Below are 21,200 nucleotides of genomic sequence, written 5' to 3' on the forward strand. Positions count from 1 at the left end.
TATCTAGATGGTGATTTTAATGCGCAAAAAGCAAAAAAAATATCTAATAAGCAGCTTGTGCATTACTTTTGCGGTCCTAAAATGACTAATATTTAGTTATTATCATTTTAGCCTCCTAAACTAAACGTCATGAGAAAAGTACTAATTCACCTTCAACGCATGGTTGCCCATACTGTGCTGCATCAACATTTCAGGCTACCCACTTCCGGTAGTATTTCCCCAATCAAACATGTAAAAATATTATTTTAAGTAATTTATTTAGGGTAGCCTCCTTTATCCTGATATAAGTAACTATGGCTTGTATTGATCAAGGATCAATTGCTATGCTATAATACAGCGACTTTTTTCTACAGATATTCTAAACATTAAAAAACACTCATGAGAAAAGCAATTTTAGTGTTGCTATGTGTTGCTCTGAACATAGGGCAATTGCTTGCACAAACCCGGACTATCACCGGGAAAGTAACAGATCCTGCCGGACTTCCTTTATCCGGTGTTACTATTATTGCCAAAGGAGCTGCCGGTACTACAACAGCTTCTGATGGAACTTTCAAACTCTCTGTGCCTGGTTCCGTTAAAGTAATTTCCCTTTCTGCAGTTGGATATGAAGGCCAGGAGCTAAGTGTAGTAGGTAAGAATGAGGTCATAGTATCAATGAAAGTTGATAACCAACGCCTCGAAGAAGTGGTGGTTACTGGTTACGGCTCAAGAAGAAAAGCTGAATTTACCGGTGCCGTTTCACGCGTAAGCTCCAAAAAGATCGAGCAGGTGCCTATGGCATCTTTCGAGCAGATCCTGCAAGGACGTGCTCCCGGTTTATACATTGCCTCTGGTTCAGGTCAGCCAGGTAGCTATGCACGCGTAAACATCCGTGGCGTAGGTACTTTAGGTAATGGTACCGATCCCTTATACATCCTCGATGGTATGCCCATCGAAGCCGGTGTTTTCCGTACTATGAACCCCAATGATTTTGAAACTGTCGACGTATTGAAAGATGCAGCCGGAGCTTCCTTATATGGTTCCCGCGGTGCAAATGGTGTCATCGTTATTACCAGCAAAAAAGGTAAATCCGGAAAAGCCCAGTTGCAATTCCGCACACAGCACGGTGTGAACACCCAGCCTACTATTAAGTATGATATGATGAATACCGACCAAAGGCTCCAGTTTGAAGAAACCATCCTGGGACCAGGAAATATCCTTCCTGTTAATGGTGCAGGTTTAACCGGTTATCCGGGTTGGGATTACTCCAAGAACAATCCCCGCTATGGAACTTTAACGCCTGCTCAGCAGCAGCTGGAAGCTCATTTGTTGGATAGTATCAAGGGTATCAATACCGATTGGGCAGATCATTTCTTCCGTGATGGCAAATTCCATTCTTACGAGTTGAATGCTTCCGGTGGCAACCAGGGTATGAACTATTATACCTCTTTAAGTGCTTATAACCAAGAAGGTATCGTACTTCGTTCAAATCTCGATCGCTATACTTTCCGTGGTAACCTCGACTTCAAAACAGATAGACTTACAGTTGCAATCCGCTCTTCAGCTGGTTGGTCCAAGCAAAGCGGTATCGAATCTGAAGCAGGTGTAGCATTGGCTAACCCTATCGCTGCTGCTTACTTGTCGCTTCCTTATGTAAGGTTATTTAATAACGCAGGTCTTCCTGATGTAAAAGGCAGTAATATCGGAGCAAATGCATACGATCGCTTATTTACCACTACCAGCCTTATCAACCAGTTTAAAGGAACCCTGGGTATTACTGCTACTTATGCAGTATGGGGTGGCATTGGTTTAAGAACAACAGCAGGTGTTGACTACCGCAACAACAACACCAGCCGTTACATTGACCCCAGATCTTTTGCTGGTACCAGTATCTCCACAGGTAACAGAGGATCTTATAACGAAGGTAATAACGAGAACCTGCAGTTGATGACTTCAAGCGGTCTTACTTTCAACCGTACCTTCAACAGCGTACACACGGTGAACGCACAGGCCTTGTTGGAGTTTATCAGCAACAGATACAGAGCTTTCAATGCTACCGGGTACGGTCTCAATACCAAACTGGGCATTACGCCGGCCGCCATTACTGCCGGATCTACTACCAACAACATGATCCCTACGATCGGTGGTAGCAAAACGCGTAATGCACTTTACTCCCTGGTTGGAGTGGCTGATTACTCATATGACAAGAAATACACCTTGTCTGCCAGCCTTCGTCGTGATGCACCTTCTCAGGTACCAGAAGGTAACAGAAATAATATCTTCTGGAGCGTAGGCGCCAGCTGGAATATTATGGCAGAAGACTTCATGGCGTCCCAAAATTTCCTGAATGACCTTCGCCTGCGTGCCAGCTATGGTTCTTCAGGCAATGCCAACGGCTTTAGCTCTGACTACGGATACATTACATCATACGGCTCAGGGGGCTATGCTGGTGTAACTGGTATCGTACCTTCTTCTCCAGGTAACCCCTCTTATAAACTGGAATCTCAGGCCATCGCCAATATTGGTGTTGACTTATCTGCCTGGAACAATAGGTTGAGAGCTACTGTAGAGTGGTACAATAAAAAGTCTAAGAACCTCTTTGCTTCACAGCCAATCTCACGTTCAACAGGCTTCCTCACTTTGTCAACCAATGCGGCTGAAGTAAAAAATACCGGTGTAGAAGCCTTGGTGGCAGTTGATGTGATAAGTAATAAAGATTGGACTGTTACCATTGGGGGCAACGTTGCTTACCTGAAGAACGAGATCACCAGCCTGGGTTCTTTGTCTGAATTTACTGCCGGTACAGGTATCTACCGTGTTGGTCTGCCTATCGGTACTCACTACACAGTGGGCTGGATCGGTGTTGATCCCCAAACTGGTGATGCCATTTATCAGGATATCAACGGTAATCCTACCAGCGTTTACAGCGCTAGCAACAACCGTGCTGCATTCGGAACCTATATACCTAAGTATACAGGTGGCGCTAACCTCGATGCGCGTTATAAGAACTTCGACTTCTCTGTCCTCTTCTCTTTTGCAGAAGGTGTGAAACGTTACAACAACGAGCGTTTCTTTTACGAGCTGGGCAACAATGGTGTGTCTTATAACATGACCGCAGACATGTTGAATGCCTGGACGAAACCTGGTCAGGTGACCAATTTCCAACGTGTTGGAGCTGGTTCTACCCGTCAGTTCTCTTCTAAGGATATCAACGACGCCTCTTTCATAAGACTGCGTAATATGCAGGCTGGTTATACATTCAACTTCAAAAACCCCAGCAAAGCTATCCGCGGCTTCAGGATATATGCTCAAGCGCAAAACCTGCTGACCTGGACCAAATGGCAAGGATTCGATCCCGAAGAAAGCAACAATATTGCTACTTACGAGTTCCCCAATCCCCGCAGCTACACATTTGGTGTGGATGTTAATTTCTAATTTCAAATTTTGTTAAGTATGAAACTTCTTAAAAATATAGCGCTTGTTTCTATTCTTGCTGCTACCATGGTTGGATGTAGCAAGGATGTTGATCTGGATCCTATCGACACTTTCCCCATTGAAAAGACCTTTGAAACAGTGGGAGATCTCGAATTGGCAACTGTTGGTACTTACGGTACCTGGCTTGGTCGCAGACCAGTTTATTTGTCAGCCGTTATTTCTGACGAAGCCCGCCAGGGTGTAGGTGCTGAATATCGTGCAGTAGGCGCCATCCTTTATCGTTGGGAGCACACTTCCGATGCACAGGATTTCAGAGATGCTGAAAATGGCTGTGCATGGACCAATATGTATGCCGTGATTGATAGGGTAAACCGTGCCCTGGCATTCTATGATACAATTAAAACGGCGAATGCTGCAGAAGCAGCCCAAAAAGTGAAGCTGAAAGGTGAAATGTTGGCCCTGCGTGGTTTTGCTCATTTTGAACTGCTGCGTTGGTATGCTGTTAAGTATACGCCAGATTCTCCCGGTGTTATTCTGATGACGACTTATGCAAAAGATCCTGCCAACTGGAGGCCTGCAAGGGCTAAAAGTAGCGAGGTGCTGGCGCAGATCGATGCTGACTTGGCCGAAGCACGCAACCTCATTCCTGCCGACTTCACCGATATCGGAAGAATTACACGCACTGCTGTGATTGGTATGCAAGCAAGAGTGGCCATTTATACCAACAGGTGGGATAATGCCATTACATTTGCAAACGAGGTCATTGCCAAGCAAGGATTAACGCCTCGTGCTTCTTTTACAGGTCTGTGGACAACCAGGACTACTCCCACAGGAACCGAAGTTCTTTGGAAGCTTAATGTGGCAGCTGCCAATAGTGGGTCAGCTGTCGGTTCAATGTTCCAGGATGCCAATACTGCGGTACAGTTCTCTCCTGCACAAAAATTGTTGGATTCTTATGATCAGGCAAACGATATCCGGTTTGCTGCTTATTTCAAAACTGCACCCCGGAATCTGATCGCTAAATATGGCGCCTTGACTGGCTCCAACACAGAAAGTTTCTTGTATGATATCAAAATGATGCGTACAGCTGAGATGTACCTGATAAAGGCTGAAGCGTATGCTGAGAAGGAAGACTACATAAATGGCGCAGCGCCATTGAACGATCTGCGTAAAGAACGTATCACAGGATATGTGAATGAAACTTTTGCAGATAAAGCAAGCCTCCTCAACGCCATCATGAACGAAAGGTACAAGGAACTGTGCTTTGAAGGTCACCGCTATTTTGACTTGAAGAGAAAGAACCTGCCTATCGAGCGTGCGTTAACAGATGTTCAAAATAATACGGCTATTCAGAAATTGGATCCTACCAATTCTAAATACCTGTTGCCTATTCCCCAACAGGAAATATTTGCCAATAGAAATGTATCTCAGAATAAAGGATACTAATTTATTAGCATAGGATATAAGAAAGCGTAAAGGGCTGTCTCCAGGAGACGGCCCTTTACGCTTTCTTATATTGCCGACTAAAGCCTGAATTATTCCTCAATCTGTTTTTAAGTAATGCCATGTGTTACCTATTAGACCTCGTAGATAACTTTATAAGAATTGATCTAATTGCTAATCATATCCAATCAAAACCGCCTGTTTTATGTAACTTCTCGGATTTACCTGCCGATCTTAGTCAAAAAAAGCCTCCTTACTGATATCCTTACCTCTCTGGCTTCCGGCATCGTTGGTGTAGCCGGAGAAGGCAAGGGCATGCTGTCAGCCTTGAGCAACGGTACCACCAGTCCATTACTGGGTGCATTGGGCAGCTTCCGTTCTGCCAACAATCCCAGCCAGGCTACCAAACCTAAGGCCTACCTCAACTGGATACTGCTGGATGAACAGGTATGTAGCAGCCAGCAGTGGAGCTGTGCCCGTCAGTAACGCCGACCTGGTATTGCCTATCGGCTACGCTGGTATCCCAATGACCAAAAACGGATTTTTGTATATTTATGTCAGTAATGAAACCCAAAACTGGGATGTGTTCTTTGATAACCTGAGCATACAACATATAACCAGCCCCATCACCGAAGAAACCCATTATTATCCGTTTGGCCTCACCATGGCGGGGATAAGTTCCAAGGCCGTTGGCAAGCTCGATAATAAATACGAGTACAACGGTAAAGAAAAGCAGGAGAAAGAGTTTAGTGATGGCAGTGGCCTGGAATGGTATGATTATGGCGTCAGGATGTATGATGCGCAGCTTGGGAGATGGCATGTGATTGATCCTTTAAGCGAAAAATATAACTATCTCTCTCCATACAATTACGTTGCAAATAATCCTATTAAACTAATCGATTTTGATGGAAGAGAAATAGGTAATCCCAATGATCCTCATGTTAAAGAATATAAAGCATCTATGACAAAAACAGAGCTTGGTAAACAGATTTGGAAAAGTATGGAAGATTCAAAGAGGCTAATCACATTTTATAGGCATACACGATTAGATGATTTTGGCAAAGCAATGCTCGCGGATGACACCCGTGGTACAACTATGCCAGGACATGTATATATAACCAATTAACGAAAACCGGAGAGGGTAAAACTGAAGTTGATATTGATTATACTTTTAATGAAAAAACAGGAGAATATGATATGACAGATACTTGGGATAATACAGCTGTTGCAATCAGTACAGATGGAATAAGAAAGCAAGGCTCTGAATTTATTTCTCAGTATGATATTACACCCGAACAGGCCAAGGATATGGCAAATTTATTTGTAGTGGGACACGAAGCAAAGCATACTTTACAAAATTCATTAGATTTAAAAGAAAAAGTGAAGGGAAAGAATGGGAAATACGTTGAACAAAGTAAAGGTTCAAAAAAAGAATATAAAAAGCAAAAGCATGAAGCAGAAGGTTTTGAAGTTGGAAATAAATTAATTGAAGAGTATATAAAAATTAATAACATTCAAAAAAGAAAAACAAGTGATAACTAACTTGGATTTTAGGAGCATATTTCTGATTTTTCTTTCTTTGTTTCTGGTAAATAAATTTTATGGACAAAGTCGTCAAGATTCTTTGTGGTTTAAAGACCGGCCTATAACACATGGATTTATTATTAGACTTGATAAGAGTATAGAACAAAAGAGCATAGTCTTCTATTCTTCATCAGATTCTGTTTTTAATGTTATGAGAGGGAAAGTATTGGTTATTACAAACACAGATAGCTTATTTGATGTTGCAATAGTTCAAAAAAAAACAGTTGTATTCTATTATGGGCTTACTAAAATAAACATAGCGGAAGGAGAATATATTAGCGAGGGACAATTCATAGGACAAATACCTTATGATGGCTTCACGGGGAAATATATCTTAAGTATGCGAATGAGAAAAAATGATCAATTTCTTTCTCATGATGATTTTTTATTTAAAATACGTAAATATGTAAAATAACTAATAACAACTAATCCTATGGCGGGTATTAAGGAGAGTGTTTCAAAAAGTGTGTCAGTAGAAAGTTAAGTAACTTTAAACTGACATTATGGACAAGCAAAATTTTGATTTCGAAGCCTTCAAAAAGCAGGCCGCTGCCCGCTTAAAAAGCGGAGAGACTTTGCTTGGTAAAGACGGTGTCTTTACCCCATTATTGAAGGAGTTTCTGGAAGAAGCTCTTGAGGGCGAGCTGGAAGCCCACATCGACCAGGATGAAGACGCTAACCGCAAGAACGGCAAGGGTAAGAAGAAGGTCAAAACACCGGTTGGTGACGTTGAGCTGACTACTCCCAGAGACCGTAACAGCACCTTTGAGCCGGAGATCGTTCCCAAGCGACAGAAGACCTTAGGTGTTGATTTAGGCCGACAAATAATCGCTTTGTATGCCCGTGGCGCCAGCTACAGCGATATCCGCGACCACCTCAGTGACATGTATGGGCTGGATATATCGCCGGCGACCATTAGCCGTGTAACAGACAAAATCCTACCGCTAATTCAGGAGTGGCGTAGCCGGCCTTTAGAACGGGTTTATCCCTTCGTCTGGCTGGATGCCATCCATTACAAGGTCCGCCATGAGGGACGGGTTGTTAACCGTGCCGTATACTGCATTATCGGGCTTAACCAGGAGGGTTACAAAGAGTTGCTGGGCATGTACATAGGAGAACATGAAGGCTCGAAATTCTGGCTCCAGGTGCTTACAGATCTGCAGAACCGGGGCATCGAGGATATCTTCATCGCTTCCATCGACAACCTGCAAGGGTTTGCGGATGCCATCGAAAGCATCTTCCCCCAAACAGAAGTTCAGCTCTGCGTAGTTCACCAGATCAGGAACTCCCACAAGTATCTATCCTACAAAGATGTAAAGCCGTTCATGAAGGACCTGCAGGGCGTTTACAAGGCTAACACCAAAGAGCAGGCTGAACGTAATCTTGACCAGGTTGCAGCTAACTGGGGGCAACGTTATCCCAAGGTTATAGAGTCCTGGCGGAAAAATTGGGACCGATTAAGCGGTTACTTCCAGTACAACAAGGATATACGCCGCATCATGTACACCACCAATATCATCGAGGGATTCCACCGACAGCTCCGAACGGTCACCAAGACCAAAGGAGCATTCCAAAGCGAGGACGCTCTCATGAAGCTACTATTTCTGGTTCAGGAGAATATCAGCGCCAAATGGAATAAACCGGTACACAACTGGAACCAGACTTTGGCGCAATTATCGATTATCTTTGGAGACAGGCTAAAACTGAACCTCTGAGTAATGAAGCCTCATCGTCATATGATGTCTTTTGCATCTCTTGCATCACCCATCAGCTCCATCAGAAAAGAACATCACATGCCGATGAGTATAGAAATTAAAACTGCTGACACAGTTTATGGAACACTACCGTATTAAGACCATTCGTGTTTTCCCCCTTCCCTCACCCCACCACCGCCATCCCCCTATAACTCGCCACCTCATAATATTTTTGTGCTACATAGCTATACCCTCTGACACCCAGTAGCAACACATACGGAGCTGCAGCCGAAGGCGCAGCCACTTCCATCATCACCTCACCAGGCTCCGCTGAAAAAAGCGTCATAGGGCCGGCTGCAATTTCTTTCCGCACATGGTTCTTCGAAAAAGAAGGATACAGCACCACTAACTGCAACTGGTAGTGCGTCATTTGCTTGACATCATTTTTCCTGGGGGCACGATCAAAGCTAATTGTGATATTCATTGTTTTGCCTCCGCGCTCCACAGCTATCTTATACGGAACCCCTAGTTTCTCACCCAGCGGATTTTTAGCGTCGCATTCCAGTCCTGCCAGCATACCCACATGTGGCTTCAAACCTTCCTTGGCGCGCTTAAAGAAAATTGACAACAACCGCCACCACAGACTCCCATCACGCGGCTCATCTTTCAATGCATCAAAGATCGCTTTGGCTTGCTTGTTGCAATTCATAAGCCTGTCCTTGCATTGCTTCATCGTCTTGTTAAGCGAAATAGGCGTATAAGTACCTCGCTCCATCCGCGTGTGCGGCCCATAGGTCGCACTGTCCACATAGGTAACATTACCCAAAGTTCCCTTGAACTTAAAAACCGTAGAGATATTCCTTGCCATACCTTAAGTATTGGAGTAAATAAATAGGTTTCAGTGGAGCCGGCACCACCTTATTTGAATATACGAAGAAGAGCCCATGTTTGGATGTTTACAGAGACCTTTTAGAGACTTTTCAGAGAGTTTATAGAGACCTTATAGAGACTTTCTACCCTACCCATCCTTAGGCAATCCTATACCTGTTTGTAGGGATCCTTACTCTCCAGGCATCCCTCGCCTGGTCGTCCCTGCCAATTATAGTGCCTACTTCCATCCCCCTCCATGCACCACTAACAGGTACAACTGATTGATTGGCTGTTTATTATGATAAACCCAAGCTTTCAACTCAACAAGCCAACCTTTCACCCCTCTTCCTTTTATCCATTAAATCCTCCCAATCCCGGTTCAGACAGAAAAAACGACCCACCTTCCGGTGAGCCGTTCCTATTAAGATGTAAACCTTGTTATCTTGTCAACTTTCAGTGGCCCGATCTTCCTTAGATCCGCGCAATCCATCCCAATCTACATAATCCGCGATTATTGCAGCACTTCCTTCAATTTAGCCTCCAGCGCCTCACCCCTTAATCCCTGCGCAATCACCGTTCCTTCCGGGTCTACCAGCACATTAAAAGGAATGCCATCAAACCCAAAAGTACCCACCGCCTTACTCTGCCAGTAGGCCAGGTCACTTACATGCGTCCAGTCCAGCTGATCTTGCTGGATCGCTTCCAGCCATTTGTCCTTGCTCTTATCGAGCGACACACCCAGTATCGTGAAATTCTTATTCTTGAACTGCTGGTAAGCATACACCACATTGGGATTTTCATCACGACAGGGGCCGCACCAGCTGGCCCAAAAATCCACCAGCACATATTTCCCTTTAAAGGAAGACAAAGCAATGCTTTTGCCCTTCGTATCCGGCAATACCAGGTCCGGAGCTTTCTTGCCCACCCAGGAATTGCCGGAAGAACGTGCTTCCTGCTGTGTCCTGAACGATTCATATTTCTTCTTCAGGTCAGTCAGGTTACTGTCCTGGGGAAATTTCTGTGTGAGCTGGTTCAGCGATGCTTCAAAATCGGTGATCGGCAAGGTTTGTGCCGCACGGCCAAGCGCAAAGGAGGCTACCGTAGATTGGCTGGCATTGCCCAAGAAGTTTTTCAGGTAGCTATTCAGCTCATTCAGCGCCTGGTTCTTTTTATTCGTGGCAGCCAGTATCGCACTATCACCCGCCTGAACCTGCTTCAGGCTGTCCAGCGCCTGCATCTGCTTCTCTACCGTACTACGTTGATCACTATAAGTGAAGATGAAATCTTTCAGTTGCTCACTCGCAGGCGAGTTTTTTACCGTATAAAACTTAGCCTTATTCGCAAAGTCCAGGTCTACCGTGATCGTTTTGCTGTCATTGATCAGCGGCAATACCGGTCCCTCGCCGATCGCTATATTGTACAATCCGCCGGGGATCAGCGCCGCGCCTTTCAGACGGAATGATTTCTGCGTAACCGGTATCGTGATCGTGTCCAACAGCACCGGCGAAGCATCACCGCCGAAAGGGATCTCATACAGTGCCAGTTTAACCGTACCATTATTCACCACACCGGCGTAGTTGGCAGCTATTTGTTCCACATGCTCCAGCGTGCCTTTTATTTCCAGCACATTCTTGTCGTTTGGAGAACAGGCCGTCATGATCACCACTACTGCCAATACCATCCAGCGCAAAGCATATTTCATAATTAATTACGATTGTAGTTTTTTTAATAGAATATCGTTCGTCAGTTTGGGATCAGCCTTTCCTTTGGAGATCTTTTTCACCTCTCCCACAAAAAGTCCCATCAATCCTTTTTTGCCTTTCTGGTATTCCGCTACTTTGTCTGGCATCTTCTTCATCACCTCTTCTATCCACGCTGCTACATTGCCTTCATCCGAATCCTGTAGCAGGTTCAGCTCTTTGGCAACCTCCAGCGGCGCCTTGTCAGGTGCTTTCAGCAAAGCCGGCAATACCCTGGTAGAAGCAGTAGAGAAGTTGAGTTGGTTGCCATCCACCAGCCCTATCAGCGCCGCCAGGGTAGGGGCCCCTATTGGAAAGCTGCTGATCGATTCATTGTTATCATTCAGCCAGGATTTGATAGGCCCCAGCATCCAGTTGGCCACCGCTTTATAATTGCTGGTATGCTCAATCACTGATTCAAAATAATCCGCTGTTTCCTTCTCATCACAAATTACCCGCGCATCATAATCCGGTAATTGCAGCTCGCGTGTATACCGGGCAATTCTTTCTTCCGGCAGGGCCGGTATATCCTGGCGGATAGCCGTCAGCATCCCATCCGTAACTTTAAAAGGCGTAAGGTCCGGATCGGCAAAATAGCGGTAATCGTTGGCGTCTTCCTTGGTGCGGAGCGCAAATGTGGTACCATTGCCTGCATCAAAGCTCCGCGTTTGCTGAATAATGGGCTCCCCATTTTCCAGCAGGCCGATCAATCTTTGCGCTTCGATCTCGATCGCTTTCTTCACATTGCGGATAGAGTTCAGGTTCTTCACCTCCACCTTGGTGCCCAGCTTAGCATCCCCTTTCTTCCGTACCGATATATTCGCATCACAGCGCATACTTCCTTCTTCCATATTGCCATCACAGATTGCCAGGTAGCGCAGCAGCTTCCTCAGTTCAGTGAGGTAGGCATAAGCCTCATCTCCGCTACGTATATCTGGCTCTGTTACAATTTCTACAAGCGGCACACCTGCCCGGTTATAATCCACACAGGTACTGTTTGGATCAGCGTCATGAATGCTCTTACCCGCATCTTCTTCCATATGGATGCGGTTCAGGCGAATGCTCTTTTCTCCCCCTGTTGTACGGATATTCACATAGCCGCCAATACATACCGGCGTGGTATGCTGCGTTAACTGGTATCCTTTCGGGAGATCCGGGTAAAAATAGTTCTTGCGGGCAAAGTAATTATTGCGGCTGATCTCACTATGGCAGGCAAGTCCCATCCGGATGGCATATTCCACCGCCTTTTTGTTCAGCCGGGGCAAAGTGCCGGGATGGCCAAGCGTAATAGGACTGATATGCGTGTTGGGCTCCCCGCCAAAGGCAGCGCTATCACCGCAAAACAACTTACTTTCCGTGAGCAGCTGGGCATGTACCTCCAGTCCTACTACTATTTCATATGTGGTATCTATCAGATCAGCCATAGTCTGTTTTAGGTCTGCTAAGCCCACAAAAATACCTCATAAAAGGCTAATTTCCCATCCCTTCATAATCCGTTAATTCCGCCCTTCCCCGTACCCTATACCAACTACAGGAAAGCACCTGGAACACAGCAATTCAAGATAATACGCAGCCCGTCCAACCCGCGGAGCAAATGCTAAATCCTACATGCTAAATTCGAAATAAAAAAGCCCCCCGGTTTCCCGGAAGGCCCTGATATAGTGTTGTTGACAGAATGTTTACAGGTTGGCCGTCTTCAGCTTCTTCGGCGTTTTCAGTTCCACCGTTTGGGCTTTTCCATCCCGCGTCAGTTTTACCGTTACAGAAGGCTTTTCCTTTGCATCACGGGCAGCTGCTGCCAGTTCATCAGCGCTGTTCACAGCCTTGCCATTAAATTCTGTAATAATATCATCTTCCTTGATACCCGCTTTTCCGGCAACAGACTCATCATCCACATCCAGTACTTTCACGCCTTTGCCATCTTCCGTGTCCTGCGCCTTGATACCCAGCCGCGGGCGGCCACCATATAGTACACGCGGGCCGCTGCCATTGTCATCCCAGTTGAAGTTAAAATTGGGCATCGGTTGTATATGCGGCGCTGCAAATCCATCTGCATTGCCAAATGCCAGCGCCGCGGCCTCTGATCTTTTGCCCAGCGTAGCCGTGGTTTTCTGCTCTTTCCCATCACGTTTGTAGGTAATCGTCAACTTCTCTTCCGGCTTGTGTTTTTTTACTTCTTTGGCAACATCGTCCTGGCTGAATACACCCTGATCGCCGATCTTCGTGATCACATCCCCTTTTTTCAGGCCGGCTTTCTCGGCAGGGCTTCCTTTTGTCACCTCGTCGATCCGGGCTCCTTCCTTGCCATCATCCGTAGCAACACCCAGGAAAGCAGTCTTGCCTTCTTTTATAAAGGAGTCAAAATTCATGTTATCGCTATTGAAGCTCCAGTTGCCGCCATTACTGCGGAAGGGAGAGATGTTTCCCACTATAGCGCCGGACTTGCGCTTGCGCACCGACAGATTCTCATCTTCATAATCATCCAGCGGTTTACCGTTTACCGTTACCTCGCCATCTTTGATCTCCACAGTCACCTTGCCATCCTTATCACTCTTTTTGCGGATGATGATCTCATCATATTGTTTGATCTTTTCTTTAGTCTTATCGCTGCTCTTTTCATCCTGAGCGGCTACCGGCTGGTTAAGCAGCAGTACCATCGCTGCCAATCCGGTGAGGGGTAAGAAATATCTGCGCATGATTTAAATGTTTAAGTATGTTAACTACGTTGACCTTCGTACATCAAATATAGGGAAATAATTGAAATACGAAAAATTTCGGAAATGGGAGAGGCGCTTTAACAGAGTATTAGGAAAATCCCCTGAGTCGCCTGCTAAAAGGCCGTTAAACAGCTCAACAGGGCTGACTATTCCCAACGAAGCCTAAAAGAAAAGGGTGGGCCGCCTTCGCAAAGGCGGCTCACCCTATTACAAATTATCTTGTTGGCTGACATTCACAGCCCGCAGCTGTTTCCTATAGCAGCGACTTCACTTTCTCAATCACTTGCCTCAATCCGCCCGCTTCCTGGCCCCCGGCCGTAGCGAGGTTCTTTTGACCACCCCCGCCGCCTTTGATCAGCGGGGCCACCTGTTCTTTGATGATCTTGCCCGCATCCAGTCCCCTGGCGGCAACTACCGTATCTGAAATACCGATCGCCACAAAGGGTTTGCCCCCGATATTGGCGCCCAGTACCGCTACATAATCATGCAGGTTATTTTTGAGGTCAAAGCACAGCTTCTTCAACGCATCTGCATTGCTCACTTCTACAATATCCCCGATATAGGTCACCCCATTGATGATCTCATCTTTTGTCAGCAGTTCATTCCGGATACCTACCAGCATCCTGTTTTCCAGGTGATCCAGCTTCTTCTTCAGTTCATTGTTCTCCGCAGACAAACCCTCTACCGCCTTAATCAGTTCTTTCGGGTTTTTCAGCGATTCCCGCACACCGCGCAGCACACCAAACTGCTCATTGATAAATACTTCTGCCGCACTGCCGCACACCGCTTCAATACGGCGTACACCCGCTGCAACTGCTGTTTCCAGCTTTATTTTCAGGATGCCCAGTTCTCCCGTAGCCCCTACATGCGTGCCGCCGCATAATTCGATCGAATAGGTCGGATCAATCGTTACCACACGTACCACGTCACTGTATTTTTCACCAAACAAAGCCATGGCCCCCGATTGCATCGCTTCTTCCTTCGGCATCTCTTTGATCACCACCGGGATATTCTCCCGTATCTTCTCATTCACCAGCGCTTCTACTTTTCCCAACTCTTCTTCGCTGATCTTGGCAAAGTGCGATACGTCAAAACGTAAGTATTCATCATTCACCAGCGATCCTTTTTGCGCCACATGCGTGCCCAGCACCTTGCGCAGCGCTGCATGCAGCAGGTGCGTGGCCGAGTGATGCACCATGATCTTGCGGCGGCGTTCCGTATCCACTTGTGCATCCACCGGCGCCGTAATATTGATCGGCAGCTTATCCGTAAAGTGAACGATCAGGTCATTCTCCTTTTTCGTATCCGTTACCGCTACGATCTCTCCGTCAAAATAAAGCTCTCCCGTATCACCTACCTGTCCGCCGCTCTCTGCATAAAAAGGCGTAGTGTCCAGCACCAGCTGGAATGATTCTTTGCCCTTGGCTTTGATCTTGCGGTACTTGATCACCTTCGTTTGCACCTTCAGCAGCTCATAGCCCACAAACTTCTGCCCCTTGCTTTCGTAGATATTCACCCAGTCTTCCGTATCCAGTGTTGTGGCCGCGCGGCTTCTTTCTTTCTGCTGCTGCATTTCCTTTTCAAACCCAGCTTCGTCTACCTGCAGGTTTTGCTCACCCGCTATCAGCCTGGTAAGGTCTACCGGGAAACCATAAGTATCATACAGCTCAAAAGCTGCTGTCCCGTTGATCGTTTTATTTTTGGCGCCCGCTACCAGCTCATCTATTTTTTTCAATCCCTTGTCCAGCGTGCGCAGAAATGCTTCTTCTTCTTCTTTCACCACCTTGCTCACAAAATCCACCTGTTGGTGCAACTCAGGGAATACCGCTTTGAATTGCTCTGCCAGTACCGGCACCAGCTGGAACAACAAAGGCTGCTTATAATCCAGGTAACTATAATAATACCGTACCGCCCTTCTCAATATCCGGCGGATAACATAGCCCGCCCCCGTATTGGAAGGAAGTTGCCCGTCGGCAATCGTAAAACTGATCGCCCGGATGTGATCCGCAATAACCCGGAAGGCAACCGCTTCCTTGCTGTCCGTAGCGTCGTATGTTTTGTGAACGATCTTACCCGTGGATGCAATCGTACCACTGAAGATATCCGTATCGTAATTCGATTGCTTGCCGTGTAATACCCGCACCAGCCGCTCAAAGCCCATACCCGTATCAACGTGCTTGGCTGGCAATGAATCCAGTTTGCCATCTTTCAGGCGGTTAAACTGTATAAACACATTGTTCCAGATCTCGATCACCTGCGGATGGTCATTATTCACCAGCTCTTTGCCATCCTGTTTTTTACGCTCCTCGTCTGTCCGGCAATCCACATGGATCTCCGTACAGGGGCCGCAGGGACCCGTATCTCCCATCTCCCAGAAATTATCTTTCTTATTGCCCAGCAGTATCCGGTCTTCCGCAATCCATTGCTTCCATTCATTAAAGGCCTCCTCATCTTTGGGTAATTGCTCTTTGCCATCCCCCTCAAATACCGTCACATACAGCCGGTCTTTCGGCAGCTTAAATACCTCCGTCAGCAGTTCCCAGCTCCAGGCAATCGCTTCCTTCTTGAAATAACCCGCTGTAGGATTGGCCGGATCGCCAAAGCTCCAGTTGCCCAACATCTCAAACATCGTATGGTGATACGTATCCACCCCTACTTCTTCCAGGTCATTGTGCTTGCCGCTTACCCGCAAACACTTTTGCGTATCCGCCACCCGGTGGTGCGGCGCCTGCTTATTCCCCAGAAAATAATCCTTGAACTGGTTCATACCCGCATTCGTAAACAGCAGCGTAGGGTCATTCTTCACTACTATCGGGGCCGATGGAACTATCGTATGCCCTTTCGAACGGAAAAAATCCAGGAAATGCTGCCTGATTTCTGCACTGGTCATCGTTGTCATATTATTCGGAACAATCTTTGTTAACGTGAAACGCCCTTATCAATGGGTGCCTATTCCCTTTAAAGGCCGATAGCCATTTATCCCTTTTTAGAGCAGGCTGAACGCTGAACACTAAACCCGTAACACGAAACGTTACTGTACGTAATCGGCAAAAAATCAACATTTTCGTGTACGTTTGTAACCTTAGCTCTGATAAACGTGGTGCAAAGGTAATTGAATTAAGACTGTTTTAATGATGGAAATCAACCCTTTCACCCCGGGCACGCTCCATGAAAAAGATCAAATATTTTTATAACACCAACACCCTCCGCTACGAAAAGCTGGAGACACCGCTTCGGGTAAAACTGTTGCGGGTATTGGGTTTTATCTCAGCGGCCATCGTTACCGCCATCATCATCGTGTCCATTGCTTACCGCTATTTTCCCTCCGCTACCGAAAAAAGACTCATCCAGGACAACCAGGAATTGCAGCAGCAGTTTGAAGTGCTCGAAGAACGCACCAAAAAGATCCAGCAGCAGGTTACCGAACTCGAAAAACGCGATAATGAGGTGTACCGCACCATTTTTGAAGCCGATCCTATTCCCGATAGCGTGCGCGCCAAAGAAATAGCCGCACAGAAGGAAACCCAGCTCGTCATGAAAATGGCCAATTTCCAGCTGGAAAACTCCATTGTGGAGACCATCAACAACCTTTCCAACCGTATTAACGCCCAGGAAAGGTCATATAATGAAATTGCCGAATTCATCAAGGATAAAGAAACCCTCCTGGCTTCCACTCCCGCCATTCAGCCCGTCAGCAATGCCGACCTGAAGCGCGTGGCCTCAGGTTTTGGTTACCGCATTGACCCCGTCTACAAAACCGTGAAGCTCCATAACGGTCTCGACTTTGCCGCCCCGCAGGGCACTCCCATCTATGCCACTGCCAATGGCACTGTGCGCGTAGCCGCCAATACCGGTACAGGCTATGGTAATCATGTAGTTATCAACCACGGTTATGGCTACGAAACCCTCTATGGCCACATGTTCCGCATCAAGGTAAAAGCCGGTCAGAAGGTAAAAAGAGGAGAAATTATCGGTTGGGTAGGCAGTACCGGCAAGTCTACCGGGCCCCATTGCCATTACGAGGTCAACAAAAATGGCCGCCACCTCGATCCTGTTTACTTTTTCTACAACGATCTTACTCCCGAACAGTATGATCGTCTTCTGAAACTGGCCGCTTCCAGCAACCAAAGCTTTGATTAGATAGCAAGCTTCGAGCTATGAGCTTCGAGCCTCGAGTTTTTGTTCGTCGCCGGAACCTTTATGGCTTACCTTTCACGTTCCGTCGTGTTTCGACTCCTTTTCAAACGCTGTATTTGCTCGCAGCTCGCGGCTCGTCGCTCGGGGCTTGCATTTCTGTCACCTCCATGACTCTTTGTCTTACAATGTCCTATGACATAAATATGACTTTCACAGCGGCAAACCTTTTAGGAACTTTAACGTTGTAACTGTAATTTTGCACACCATCATGTTACAGGCACCTGACATATTATCTTTTGCGTATAAGCAACCCATGATGCAGGGACAGCTCGATCTATTGTATGAGAAGGAACAACAAATTCCCGGATCCATACAGTATAATATCAGCCGTTTTCGCAAGCATTCCCAGTGGGCAGTAGACGATGCAGGTATGATGGTGTACCATTACAAGAAGAATGATGCTGCAAAGAACTATGTAGAATTGCGGTTCTGCGTGTCGGGTAATGTGTATTGTCACGAAAAGGATACCGAATGCGATCAATGCAAACTCGGCGTTTCCCGTAATTGTAATGACAGGGTAGATAGTGTGGATGTGCTCAGTTTCCGGTTTGCCCCCGTTCACCTCACTCAATTCCTCAGGCCACGTCGCCAGGATGATGAGGTTACCGTAACCGACAACATCCTCCAGTTTACACATCCTTCCTCTTTTTCCAAGATATTGCCCTTGTGCGGACGTACCCGCGTGGTATTGGAAGCCCTGCTCAACCACACCTATACCGGCAGCCTGGAAAATATCTACATCAACGCCCAGGTTCAGATGCTCCTGTTGTATAGCCTGGAGTGCATGCTGGGAGAAGACAAAGGCGATAAAGCTATTGAAACCTTCCAGTGTAAGTTCCTCGCCAATGATGCCGATCGCGAAAAGATCATCAGGGCAAGAGAAATACTGCTTCAGCATATTGGTGAGCCCATCACCATTAAAGAACTAAGCCGCAAAGTAGCCATCAATGAATGCTACCTGAAGAAAGGCTTCAAAGAATTGTTCGGCACTACCGTGTTTGACTTTTATCAAAGCCAGCGCATGGAACATGCCCGTTACCTCCTGTATGAAAAAGGGCTCAGCGTAACAGAAGTATCTATGATGCTCGGTTATTCTTCCATCTCCCATTTTTCTACCGCCTTCAAAAAACACACCGGCCTCAAACCTTGTGAATTATTGCTGCATTAACGGCAATCGGCAGTCGTAAATCGGCAATGGGAGAAACCTGTATCGGGGAGTTACAGCCAGCATTAAACAGTCCTTATAAGCACAAAGCAATTGGCTAATAATCAAGTAAAGCCAGGTCGCGGCGGCATTGCCGACTGCCGACTGCCGATTCACGTTTTCCTTTTCGCGCAACTCCATTTTCCCATTTAGGTAAACATCCCTCGTTACTCCGTTCTACATTTGTATCCTTCCTTACTAATAGCCAGGTCTCTTTGCGGTACGCAAGGGAATAAATAATTCATTATGACTGTAAGAAATTACGGCAACACCCCTGTCATGGTGTTTGTTATGCTACTGCTATGCATACACGCGTCGGCCCAACAAGCCGGCCCTGATTCCCTTCCCTGGCGTCCCCTCCAGGATGTAGTGGTCACCGGTCAGTATGCGCCACAGTCCGTAAAGAATTCCGTGTACAGGGTGCGTACCATCAATCGCGAACGTATTGTTATGCGCGGCGCTAGCGATATTGCAGGTGTACTCAACAACGAGCTCGGTATTCGCATAGAGACTGATTATACCCTCGGCGAAAGCGATACAAAGATCATGGGTCTCGGCGGTCAGCGCGTAAAAGTATTGCTCGATGGCGTACCCCTGATAGACAGGGATGCTACCAAACAAAGCCTTGGTCAGATCGACATCAATACCATCGAACGCATTGAAATAGTAGATGGACCCATGAGCGTTGTCTATGGCACCGATGCCCTGGCCGGTGTCATCAACATCATTACCAGGAAAGCGAAAAGCGGCAATAATTTTACCGTCAATGCCCGCATACAGGAAGAAACCACCGGTAATCGCTACACCCCTTTTGCCAAAGAAGGCATACACAACGAAAACCTAAGCCTCAGCTGGCAACACAATGGATGGCAATTATCAGCCTGGGTTACCCGCAATAACTTTGGTGGCTGGAATGATACCGCTGCTTATCCCGCCCAAACCTGGAAGCCCAAAAAACAATGGATGACAGGCGGCACCATCGGTTATCGTTTCAAAAACCTCAACCTCTGGTATCGCCTCGATTACCTCGATGAAGAGCTCTTTGCGGCGGGTGTGATGTTTACTACCACCTATGCAGGTCTTGATAAATATTATATCACCAATCGCTTCACCCACCAGGCCCAGGCCGACTGGACGGTTAATGAAAAACTGAACATCAATACCGCTGTCTCTTACCAGGATTATAAACGCAGCACCGAAAGTTATACCATCGACTACCGGGCCGGCACCAAAACAGTAGCTCAGGGCGAAGGTTTTTGGGACGTTTCTAAGTTCAATACCTTCTTTGTACGCAGCACCGCCCAGTGGCGCATTTCGCCATCTGTATCCGTACAGCCCGGTGTGGAGTTGAAAACAGATAAGACCAGCGGCCAGCGTATCAGCGGTACACCCTCCCTCACCGACGTTTCCATCTTTGCTTCTGCTGAGTTAAAACCCGTACCTGGTATATTAATAAGGCCCGGCCTCCGGTTCAGCAACAATTCTATATACGATGCGCCACCCGTGATCCCTTCCCTTAATACAAAATTCATACTTAATAAAAACCTCGACTTGCGCTTGTCCTATGCCCGCGGTTTCCGCGCGCCCATCCTGCGCGAGTTGTATTTCAACTTTCATGATGCCAGCCACAGCATTGAAGGCAATCCCCACCTGAAAGCAGAATACTCCAACAGCTTCATCACGTCACTCACCTGGCAGCAGGCAAAAGCTGCTGGCGTAAACATCACTTCCGCCCTCACCGGTTTCTACAACGATTACCACGACTTCATCGACATGGCCTTCGACCCGGCGAGGCAGGTGAATACCTATTTCAACAACTCCAGGTACAAGACAGTGGGCGGTACTTTAGAAAATACCCTCCAATGGAAAAACCTGGCAGCAACACTCGGCTTTTCCTACATCGGCTATTACAATGCGTTTGCCGACGATAAAACGCGCAACGGTGATCACTCAGCGTTTTCCTGGGTGCCCGAAGCCAACAGCAATATCACATACCGTTTCCCTCGCTGGGGTACACAGCTGGGCCTGTTCTATAAATTCAATGGCGCCCTTCCTTCTTATGTACTCAATGCCAATGGCGATATCCTCCTGTCGAAGATGGATTCCTATCACTGGGCTGATATTACCATTACCCAAAAGGTCTGGAAATATATGTCCGTGCAGGCAGGAGCTAAAAACCTGTTCAATGTAAAGCGTGTACAGAATAGCGCTGCTACGGCAGGCGGCGCGCACAGCACCGGAGGACCTGTACTTACCGGCTATGGCACCTCCTTTTTTGCAGGTATCAACTTTCAATGGTCAAAACATTAATAGCACTTATACTACTAAAACCTATAAC

General features: G+C 46.8%; 15 protein-coding genes. 10 read left to right on the top strand and 5 right to left on the bottom strand.

Annotation, left to right across the window (positions count from 1 at the left end):
- Positions 1-378 precede the first annotated feature (378 nt).
- The 7 genes from D3H65_RS25735 (at position 379) to D3H65_RS25765 (ending at position 8,156) form a co-directional block, all read left to right on the top strand.
- Positions 379-3,414, top strand: coding sequence for a SusC/RagA family TonB-linked outer membrane protein (locus D3H65_RS25735; protein WP_119053050.1), 3,036 nt, complete (start codon positions 379-381; stop codon positions 3,412-3,414).
- An 18-nt stretch (positions 3,415-3,432) separates the two neighbouring features.
- Positions 3,433-4,860 carry a RagB/SusD family nutrient uptake outer membrane protein gene (locus D3H65_RS25740; protein WP_119053051.1) on the top strand — a complete coding sequence of 476 codons (1,428 nt, stop codon included), beginning with the start codon at positions 3,433-3,435 and terminating at the stop codon, positions 4,858-4,860.
- Between the two features lie 168 nt (positions 4,861-5,028).
- Positions 5,029-5,343 carry a hypothetical protein gene (locus D3H65_RS25745; RefSeq protein WP_119053052.1) on the top strand — a complete coding sequence of 105 codons (315 nt, stop codon included), beginning with the start codon at positions 5,029-5,031 and terminating at the stop codon, positions 5,341-5,343.
- Positions 5,297-5,983: an RHS repeat domain-containing protein gene (locus tag D3H65_RS25750; RefSeq protein WP_119053053.1), complete on the top strand. Its 687-nt coding sequence runs from the start codon at positions 5,297-5,299 to the stop codon at positions 5,981-5,983. The genes D3H65_RS25745 and D3H65_RS25750 overlap by 47 nt, the downstream gene beginning before the upstream one ends.
- Positions 5,984-6,054: 71 nt before the next feature.
- Entirely contained in the window at positions 6,055-6,399 is a 345-nt protein-coding gene (locus D3H65_RS25755) for a hypothetical protein (RefSeq protein ID WP_119053054.1), read from the top strand.
- The gene (locus D3H65_RS25760) at positions 6,389-6,856 is read left to right on the top strand and encodes a hypothetical protein (RefSeq protein ID WP_162915815.1); all 468 of its coding nucleotides are present in this window, start codon (positions 6,389-6,391) and stop codon (positions 6,854-6,856) included. The genes D3H65_RS25755 and D3H65_RS25760 overlap by 11 nt, the downstream gene beginning before the upstream one ends.
- An 88-nt stretch (positions 6,857-6,944) precedes the next feature.
- A complete protein-coding gene (locus tag D3H65_RS25765; protein ID WP_119053056.1) occupies positions 6,945-8,156 on the top strand; it encodes an IS256 family transposase in 1,212 nt (403 codons plus the stop codon).
- Between the two features lie 163 nt (positions 8,157-8,319).
- Here D3H65_RS25765 and D3H65_RS25770 read toward each other — a convergent pair whose 3' ends face one another.
- From D3H65_RS25770 to alaS, 5 genes are all read right to left on the bottom strand, one after another.
- A complete protein-coding gene (locus D3H65_RS25770; protein WP_119053057.1) occupies positions 8,320-9,003 on the bottom strand; it encodes a hypothetical protein in 684 nt (227 codons plus the stop codon).
- Between the two features lie 513 nt (positions 9,004-9,516).
- Positions 9,517-10,707 carry a TlpA disulfide reductase family protein gene (locus tag D3H65_RS25775; protein WP_119053058.1) on the bottom strand — a complete coding sequence of 397 codons (1,191 nt, stop codon included), beginning with the start codon at positions 10,705-10,707 and terminating at the stop codon, positions 9,517-9,519.
- Positions 10,708-10,713: 6 nt separating this feature from the next.
- Entirely contained in the window at positions 10,714-12,168 is a 1,455-nt protein-coding gene (gatB, locus tag D3H65_RS25780; protein ID WP_119053059.1) for an Asp-tRNA(Asn)/Glu-tRNA(Gln) amidotransferase subunit GatB, read from the bottom strand.
- A gap of 255 nt (positions 12,169-12,423) precedes the next feature.
- On the bottom strand, positions 12,424-13,440 hold the full coding sequence (locus tag D3H65_RS25785) for a PDZ domain-containing protein (RefSeq protein WP_119053060.1): 1,017 nt from the start codon (positions 13,438-13,440) through the stop codon (positions 12,424-12,426).
- A 274-nt stretch (positions 13,441-13,714) separates the two neighbouring features.
- The gene (alaS, locus tag D3H65_RS25790) at positions 13,715-16,351 is read right to left on the bottom strand and encodes an alanine--tRNA ligase (protein ID WP_119053061.1); all 2,637 of its coding nucleotides are present in this window, start codon (positions 16,349-16,351) and stop codon (positions 13,715-13,717) included.
- A gap of 278 nt (positions 16,352-16,629) precedes the next feature.
- Between alaS and D3H65_RS25795 the strand changes: the two genes are divergently transcribed.
- The 3 genes from D3H65_RS25795 to D3H65_RS25805 all read left to right on the top strand — a co-directional run bounded on the left by D3H65_RS25795 (position 16,630) and on the right by D3H65_RS25805 (position 21,172).
- Positions 16,630-17,601, top strand: a complete 972-nt coding sequence (locus D3H65_RS25795) for a peptidoglycan DD-metalloendopeptidase family protein (RefSeq protein WP_119053062.1) — start codon at positions 16,630-16,632, stop codon at positions 17,599-17,601.
- 265 nt (positions 17,602-17,866) lie between these two features.
- Positions 17,867-18,826: a helix-turn-helix domain-containing protein gene (locus D3H65_RS25800; RefSeq protein WP_119053063.1), complete on the top strand. Its 960-nt coding sequence runs from the start codon at positions 17,867-17,869 to the stop codon at positions 18,824-18,826.
- A gap of 282 nt (positions 18,827-19,108) precedes the next feature.
- Positions 19,109-21,172, top strand: a complete 2,064-nt coding sequence (locus tag D3H65_RS25805; protein WP_119053064.1) for a TonB-dependent receptor plug domain-containing protein — start codon at positions 19,109-19,111, stop codon at positions 21,170-21,172.
- Positions 21,173-21,200 lie beyond the last annotated feature (28 nt).

The organism is Paraflavitalea soli (genome assembly GCF_003555545.1).
Classification (GTDB): domain Bacteria; phylum Bacteroidota; class Bacteroidia; order Chitinophagales; family Chitinophagaceae; genus Paraflavitalea; species Paraflavitalea soli.